This is a genomic window from Sphingobacterium sp. JUb20, from assembly GCF_004342035.1.
GTDB classification, from domain to species: domain Bacteria; phylum Bacteroidota; class Bacteroidia; order Sphingobacteriales; family Sphingobacteriaceae; genus Sphingobacterium; species Sphingobacterium anhuiense.
This window is the reverse complement of sequence record NZ_SLYV01000038.1, coordinates 1-1,314: the sequence shown is the minus strand read 5'-3', so window position 1 is coordinate 1,314 and position 1,314 is coordinate 1. Positions and strand designations below refer to the sequence as shown.

1 protein-coding gene is annotated in these 1,314 nt (G+C 34.6%); it reads left to right on the top strand.

The window, feature by feature from the left end:
• Positions 1 to 41 precede the first annotated feature (41 nt).
• A protein-coding gene (locus EDF66_RS25945) for an IS3 family transposase (protein ID WP_132846221.1) occupies positions 42 to 1,258 on the top strand; the annotation gives its coding sequence in 2 pieces (ribosomal slippage) (positions 42 to 375 and positions 375 to 1,258; 1,218 coding nt in all).
• Positions 1,259 to 1,314 lie beyond the last annotated feature (56 nt).

Sequence of the window (1,314 nt, the reverse complement as noted above, 5' to 3'; positions counted from 1 at the left end):
TGTCCCGTCCTGAAATAAGTTGACATCTAACTCAGCTTATTATGAAAAAAGAACTAAAGAACAATTTACGACGGAGTCAGCGAGATTATAGCCTAGCTTTTAAATTATCTGTTGTCTGTCAAGTCGAAAAAGGCGAACTCACCTACAAGCAAGCACAATCTCGTTATGGTATCCAAGGACGAAGTACGGTTTTGGTTTGGTTAAGAAAACTTGGTAACTTAGACTGGAGTTTACCAAAGCAACACGCTATGAATAAGCATATTGACCCTAGTCCAGAACAACGTATTAAGTTGTTAGAAAAGGCTTTGAAAGATGAACAGGATCGCAATCTAGTTTACAAAACTATGCTTGAGATTATGGAAAAAGAATATGGTATGATCGTGCCAAAAAAGTTTTTACCCAAACAGTCGAAAGGCTTCGAGAAAAAGGATTAATAAGCCTTTCCAAAGTCTGTAAACTGTTTGGGATTAGTCGGCAAGGTTACTACCAAAAATTAAACCGTATCCATTCCCGGTTATTAGAGTTGAAACAAATTAAGCAGGAAATTCTGAAAGAACGGATGTACCTTCCCCGTTTAGGAACGCGTAAGCTGTACTTTATGTTGAAAGAACGATTTAATACGCTTCACATCAAAATAGGCAGAGATGCGCTGTTCAATTTCTTACGTTCGGAACATTTATTAATAAAGCCCGCAAGAAGTTATATCAAAACAACCAATTCAAAACATTGGTTGCATAAGTACCCCAATCTTCTAAAAGAGAAAAAAGCTGTCAGAGCAGAAGAAATATGGGTTTCTGACATCACTTATATTCAAACTAAGGAAAAAACTGCCTATTTAAGTTTAGTAACGGATGCTTGGTCTAGAAAAATTCTAGGATTTCATTTACATCATGATTTAAGCACTGATGGTGTCGCTAAAGCATTAAAAATGGCTATTAAATCAAGAACAAACCATCTTCCTTTGATACATCATTCGGATAGAGGATTACAATATTGTTCAATGCAATATCAAGAAATACATCGTAAAAACAACATTACTTGCTCCATGACTGATGGTCATGATTGTTATCAAAATGCTCTTGCTGAGAGGATAAATGGTATATTGAAAAATGAGTTTATGATTAGCAGGCCTAAAAACATAAAACAAGCAAACACCATGATTAGGCAATCAGTGAAATTATATAATAATAGAAGACCACATACTGCATTAAAATATAAAACACCTAGTCAAGTACATAAACAAAAAATCCTTACTTGAAATAGTCAAGTAAGGATAATTATCGTTAAATTTATATGTCAACCTATTCTAGGACG